Annotated in this window: 3 protein-coding genes; 2 read left to right on the forward strand and 1 reads right to left on the reverse strand. The window is 46.4% G+C overall.

All coding sequences use genetic code 11. The features are described from left to right. The first annotated feature begins 430 nt into the window (after positions 1-430). Positions 431-1672, forward strand: a complete 1242-nt coding sequence (locus IQ211_RS17080; protein WP_189760426.1) for an integrase — start codon at positions 431-433, stop codon at positions 1670-1672. A 405-nt stretch (positions 1673-2077) separates the two neighbouring features. Beyond that, positions 2078-5896: an anti-phage protein Upx gene (upx, locus tag IQ211_RS17085; RefSeq protein WP_189760425.1), complete on the forward strand. Its 3819-nt coding sequence runs from the start codon at positions 2078-2080 to the stop codon at positions 5894-5896. Positions 5897-6445: 549 nt separating this feature from the next. On the opposite strand, the gene IQ211_RS17090 is transcribed toward upx, so the two are convergent. After that, complete coding sequence (locus IQ211_RS17090; RefSeq protein WP_223281772.1) at positions 6446-6796, reverse strand: YagK/YfjJ domain-containing protein; 351 nt, start codon at positions 6794-6796, stop codon at positions 6446-6448. Between the last annotated feature and the right edge of the window lie 286 nt (positions 6797-7082).

Here is a 7082-nt window from a genome sequence, read left to right on the forward strand (position 1 = left end):
ATATAATATTTTTATAATTATATAAATAAGTAAGGGACACAGGGACACAGGGACACAGGGACAGCGGGACACATAAAAATACTGTATTATAAATATGAACATACATCGCTACCCCCTCCTCGGTTAAAAAGCACTCACAAATATTTTTGGTAGTAAGTTTGGTAGTAACAAACCAATACAAAAATAATAAATACCTTATTTATTAACCAGTTATATAACCAGTTCAAATTCCGCCAGCCGGTGATTACCAGAGTCATCCGATGAAGTCCTAAGAGCCCGCACGGCGCAAGCCCTGCGGGCTTTTTTGTGCCCTCAATTTGTCCCGCGAAGTCCGAAGAGAACTAATTAAATCCGAACCTTTTAGGCCCATTGATAGGCCCAACGAAAAGCTCTATTGTTTTCGTTGGGCCTAAACGCATGGAGACTCCCCATGGCAAGAAAAACCAAGCCGTTAACCGATACGGAAATCAAAGCCGCCAAACCTAAAGATGCCGATTATCAGCTGTATGACGGCGACGGGCTTACTCTGCTAATCAAATCCAGCGGTAGTAAGCTCTGGCAGTTCCGTTACTATCGGCCTCTGACCAAGCAGCGAACCAAACAAAGCTTCGGAGCCTATCCTGCCGTCTCGCTTTCTGATGCGCGTAAACTCAGAGCTGAATCTCGAGTTTTATTGGCAAAAGACATTGATCCTCAGGAACATCAGAAGGAACAGGTGAGGAATTCTCAAGAGGCCAAAACTAACACTTTCCTGTTAGTTGCCGAACGTTGGTGGAATGTGAAGAAAGCCAGCGTGACGGAGGACTATGCCGACGATATCTGGCGCTCGCTTGAAAGAGATGTTTTTCCAGCAATCGGTGATATCAGTGTCACTGAGATTAAGGCTCATACTCTGGTTAAAGCAGTGCAGCCGGTTCAGGCCAGAGGTGCATTAGAGACTGTTCGCCGCCTTTGTCAGCGTATTAACGAAGTCATGATTTATGCGCAGAACACAGGCCTGATTGATGCTGTTCCTAGTGTAAACATCGGAAAAGCTTTCGAGAAACCGCAGAAGAAAAACATGCCTAGTATCCGCCCGGATCAACTTCCACAATTAATGCAAACTATGCGTACGGCTAGCATCAGTCTGTCTACGCGGTGCTTGTTCATGTGGCAACTTCTCACCATCACTCGCCCTGCCGAAGCTGCTGAGGCTCGATGGGATGAGATCGATTTTGATGCCAGAGAATGGAAAATTCCTGCAGCTCGAATGAAGATGAACCGGGACCATACGGTTCCACTCTCCGATGAGGCTCTCTCTATTCTGGAAATGATGAAGTCACCCAATGGTGGCCGAGAATTTATCTTTCCCAGCCGCATTAAGCCTGCCCAGCCGATGAACAGCCAGACAGTGAATGCAGCCCTTAAGCGTGCTAGCTTAGGAGGCGTTCTCGTATCACACGGTTTACGTTCTATCGCCAGTACGGCACTCAATGAGGAAGGATTTCCGCCTGATGTCATTGAAGCAGCACTGGCTCATGTAGACAAAAATGAGGTACGTCGCGCTTATAACCGCAGTGATTACCTTGAGCAACGTCGTCCTATGATGCAATGGTGGGCTAATTTTGTTAGCAAGGCCGACAGCGGGAGCATTGTTGAAACTGGGAAAACGGGGTTAAAACTTGTGGACTGAATTTTGAGCTGAACTGGTGTTCTCCCAGCAAAGTTGCATTGGTTCAAACCTGTCCTGGAGGAATCGTAGATAGATCGCAATCGAATCTGACAGTCTGGTTTGTGCCAGGAGCGGACGTTAGTAAATCCGCACTGTATCGACGGTAAGGGAGCAGATCAGCACATTACCCTTGGCATTGTCCTGTACTGCTTTGAAGGGGGCTGTTTGGTTGAATTAAAAATACGAACTAAAACCAACAAGAGTCGGAAAAAATTTCAAAATGCTGCTTATGGATAATAGTCATCTTAAAAAGGTATGGGAAAAGAGACTAAAATCAGAAAAACTTCTGTTTTACATTGACTTAAAGTTATCATCTCCGCTATTAGTCCTCAATCCAAGTTGAAAAACGTTTAGCCAGGAGTTCCCGTGAACGAGCATCTCTCTCATATGGATGTACTTACCTTGTTTGAAGAAATGGACGAGCAGGCTGATGGAATAACGCTTGAATGCTCATTTGATGACATAGCAAAGAGCAACGCATTGGTTGTCACTGAGTTTGTCAATTTTGAGCGTGACAGCACAGTAGCTTTACTCGCCAGCCTTCTTACTCTCCCGGCACACCAATCTCAGTGTTTGCGCTTCGAACTCCTGGCGAGCCTTGCACTAATTCACTGCAAAGGTCAGCAGATAGCAAATATCGATGACGTGAAACGCTGGTATGTAGCTATTGGGGAGTCGAGTAGTATCGTTGGAGAAGATCCTGCTGAGGACGTCTTCGTCGCCCTTGTTGATAATAAAAAAGGTGATTACCGTGTGCTAGAGGGGGTTTGGGAGGCAGCAGGTTTTTATACACAATTAATGGTCGAAATTGTATCCGACATGCCGGATACGCACCGCTATCGCTCGCTGAAACTCGCTATACAGGCAATTCTCCGTCTCTCAGATGCCATTTGTGCTCGCTCTGGCCTTCATCGTTTTCAGGAAGGCGCAGACGAATTCCCTGACTCTCTTGACACCGCTGGTCTTGATGAGAAAACGCTCTGTTCAAGGGTAACGTTGTCCGAGCGTTCTCTTCGAGCTGAGGGGATCAAACTCGCTGACTTAGCACCTTTCATTCTTGAACCCTCTCATATAAGCACGCTTGGAAATCAGGTCCCTGGGGAGGGAATGCTTGAACAACGGCCATTGCTCCGCACACGCGATGGTATTGTGGTTGTACTTCCTACCGCCATGACCATTGCAATTCGCCAGGCAGTGATAACATTTGCAAAGCGCACAGAAGAATTGAGCGAGCTAGACAAAGCGTTAGCTAACGTCTATAGCCGTACCTTCTCCGAGATGCCAGTCTTCGGCAATGGCAGAAGGTTAAGAAGACTGACATGGCAGAAGTACAAAATGAGCCGAACAACGATGGTAACCTCCGTCGTGGATGCTGGTCATTTGATGGTACTTCAGTTCGTCTTGCCTTCCATACAGCAATACGCCGATACCAGTTTCAACAACTTGCTACAGCTTGATGAGGAGACCACGCAATTTCTAGATAACTCTGTTGAACAAATTACAGTTGACCTCGCCAAACAACCCGGCTTTCAGCGTGGCATAGTCGTGCGCGTAGAATGTGGGTGGGGGGCGGGTCTTGTGGGTGTGCCTCCCCAACTGCCAGATGGTTGGCAATTTGAATGGATGTCTGGTGCGGACTTTGTCCGGTTCGGGGCATTACCCGATATGTCACCAATTGCCTTCTGGCGTGTGCAAGACGCAGTCGAAACGATCAGGCAAGCTGGTGTTCGGTTCATCAATATGAGCGGAACTCTCAATCTTCTTGGGTGGATACGCGCCAATGATGGCCATATGGTTCCTCATGGCCAGTTACCAGATGACCGTATCACGCCGGAACACCCGCTAATGTTAATGATTCCCACGAATTTACTCCGTGATATACGAATAGCGGCAGACACAGGATATGACCGGCATCGCATTAGTGACAACAATGGTAAATGGCATCGAGTGATGAGGCCTTCGGCAGAAGATTTCTTTCCCACCGAGCGTGAGAGCAAGTGCTACGCATCAATTGATGATCTTGAAGCGCAACGGCTGACCTGTGTATATGAGGGGCAGGGTAATCTTTGGGTAACGCTCGAAGCCCCAGAAATGGAAGATTGGATGCTCCTCGTTGAGCTTGCCAAAATGGTTCGAACATGGATTGGGCGGATTGGCGAGGCACTGGAGGTCTTGAGTAAACAACCAATAAAAAAATCATTAAAGGTGTATCTGCATTTTGATGGTAACGACAATATCGACCGATTTGATGGTGAGAAATTTCCTGATGATATGAATACATTTTGGCGACTTGAACGAATCCATGAGCATGGGGCGATTCGCGTGGTTCTTCAAGATGGGTATCTTGCAGGTTTTCGTCTACCGGATAACCGTGCAGAACGAGCTCTGGTGCGCGCACTCGGTACGGCGTTTGCCACACTTCTTCGGATGAAAGAGCCAGTGGACAAAGGAGTCGCTGTTGAGCAGATAGCGGTGCCCAATGACAGAGCGCGCAGCTTCCACATAATGCAGGCATATGACTTCAACCAGTATTTAGGCCGTTCACTAACTAAACGCCTTTTAGCTATTGAAGATATCGACTCAGCCGCAGCCCGAATTGAGCTAGCATGGCGTGCTGTTTCGGCAGATGCACCATCACGATATCAGGGTAAAAAGGCAGTTGGAAAGCTCCTTAATGATGTGGTTGATGTGCTGATCCAAGACTTACAAAGCGAACTTTCAAGATTTGACCGTAAACAGACAGTAATGCGATTACTTGAAAACGTTGTAAAGGCACGTTGTGAAGAGGCGTACTGGCGTAGTACTGCAGCAGCGGTCCTTGGCTTGCATGCAGGAGAAGAGGCTGTCGAAGAGATGATAGCTCAAGAAATGAGTCGTTATGCGGGCGCAGCGTTAACTTCCCGGCTAATCATTGAACTGGCCATCTGTGTGTGCCCGACAAGCGGCGGAATTGAACCTTCTGATATGGCACTCAGCAAACTTCTTGCACGGGCATCACTGCTTTTTCGCATAGGTGGTATGTCAGATGCCGTACGTTTCGGTGCTTTGCCTGCTGATATTCGCATCTCCCCCTTAGGTGATCTCCTCTTTCGCGATGAACTCGGCAAAATGGTGCTTGAACCGATGCTTTCAAAAGTTACTAACGAACGGTTTGAGGAACAAGCGGCACAATTCGAGCAACACTATGTGAAAACTGCCGGAGGGGATGATGAGAATAACAAACAAGATAGTGTTGCGGCTGAAACGACCGAGGACGAAACCGATATTTTCCTTGCATTCTGGAAAGCAGAAATGGGCTTTACTCTCGATGATGGAATGCGATTTATCCAGTTCCTTGAGTCCATCGGAATAGAGCAAGAATCAGCGATCTTCGAGATGAGAAGAAGCCAATTAGCGGATGCTGCTAAATCGGCTGGGCTCGCAGATGAAATTATTGATGCGTTCCTCAACCAGTTTATCCTCAGCGCGCGTCCGAAATGGGATGTGGTGCCCGATGGATTTGACCTTTCTGATATATATCCCTGGAGGTTTGGCCGACGCCTTTCAGTTGCTGTACGTCCCTTGTTACAGATTGAAGAGAGTCACGATCCACTAATTGTTATCGCACCAGGACTCTTGAACCTGTCCCTTAAATACGTTTTCGATGGTGCATACACTGGGCAATTTAAGCGTGACTTCTTTCGCACAGAGGGCATGAGAGACACTTGGTTAGGTGGAGCGCGGGAAGGACACACATTCGAAAAAACTTTGGAGAGAGAACTTCGTGAAACAGGCTGGACAGTTCGACGTGGCATAGGCTTCCCTGAAATTCTTCGCAGGAATCTACCCGGTGATCCGGGGGATATTGATCTTCTTGCCTGGCGCTCAGACCGCAATCAAATTCTCGTTATCGAATGTAAGGACCTCTCACTTGCTCGTAATTACTCAGAAGTTGCCTCGCAACTATCTGAATATCAAGGTGATGACATAAAGGGCAAACCAGATAAACTCAAGAAACACCTCAAACGCGTATTACTAGCCAAAGAAAACATCGATAATTTTGCCCAGTTCACTTCGATAGCGAATCCCGAGATTGTATCGTGGCTCGTTTTAAGTGGAGCATCTCCTATTGCCTATGCTCAATCCAAGATTGAGGCTTTAGCAGGAACTAATGTTGGCCGCCCAAGTGATCTTCTGAACTTTTGATACAAATGCTGTGCGATAAGACGCCCTGGCAACTGAGTTAATCGTTCCTACTACTGATAGTTTTAAATCAAGGATGATTTTACATACTCAAAATGATTTTTTTTTGCACTGAGAGGAAAACAGACAAAATTGCTGAATTCACGGCGGTCAGCGCGTTCAAAAAAATAAATCCCGTTTTCGATTTCAAGGGGTATAAAAAATCATGGCACAAATTACTCATTATGGAGGGGGAACTCCGGGAGGTATAGATACTTTCAGAGGCACAGTGTGCCCCCACCTTAAACGGTTGCCAGCAGATGTGGAGCTGCCCGCGTAGCCAGTGGTGATGAATTGCCAGCGCTGGACAGAATAATCTGAACGTCCAGGCGAGCGATTGCATCGACACTGGCATGGCGTCAATGAAAGTTCGCTCTGTGCCAAAAGCCGAAGTTGATGGCCATAATCATTGACTAAAGCATTCCCAGAAGTGAATTCACTGGTATCATCGTCTAACTGGTCAAGACACCAGATACTAAATAACTTTTTGAAATCTGGAAATGCGGGATTGTGCTAACTTAAGCGCTTTTCTATATAGCCGAGTGGTGTAGGCTCACCAGCCCTGCCAGAACGCTTGTGTTCTTCCCGTAACTGGCTTTTAAGGGATTCTATAGCCCGAGTGATGGCTTTCTCATCATCTTTCTGAAAGCATGTCGGCATATCTGGCTCATCTGGCACATGGGACTGAGCAAACCTAAGATCAGTGCGTAGAGCGAATACTCGGTTATAGTTTTCCAGATAATTAGATATCACGGCAAGCGATCGACGAAGCATATAGCGTGATATCCGTGAATCATATTTCTCTTCAGCTTTTTGCTGCAGAGCCCCAAACTCTTTTTCAGTTAAATCATGAGGTAATTTCATAATAATATCTTTAAGTAAATTTTATTAGATAATGGGTAACAAGCAGCTACCCATGCAATCAGGCGTACAGGCTCCCATGCAGGAATCTATTATCCCTGCACATATACAGGTCTGATTATTAAGCTGGCTTATACCAATAATCGGTATATTGGTATAAGGGTATTTACCAGTAATGATATATACCAATCTCACTTCAAGATGATGGTTTTAAAATCTGGAAATTATCAGTCAGTCGAGTCGTCAATTCTTTTGCTTTTTCTGGCAAAGTGACATGAAAAAAGTGACG

Origin of the sequence: Xenorhabdus griffiniae, from assembly GCF_015163655.1 — a bacterium.
GTDB classification, from domain to species: domain Bacteria; phylum Pseudomonadota; class Gammaproteobacteria; order Enterobacterales; family Enterobacteriaceae; genus Xenorhabdus; species Xenorhabdus griffiniae.

Bases quoted from the DNA above. Each gene is read 5' to 3' on its own strand.
- IQ211_RS17080 (WP_189760426.1), top strand. From the start codon at position 431: ATGGCAAGAAAAACCAAGCCGTTAACCGATACGGAAATCAAAGCCGCC.
- IQ211_RS17090 (WP_223281772.1), bottom strand. From the start codon at position 6,796: ATGAAATTACCTCATGATTTAACTGAAAAAGAGTTTGGGGCTCTGCAG.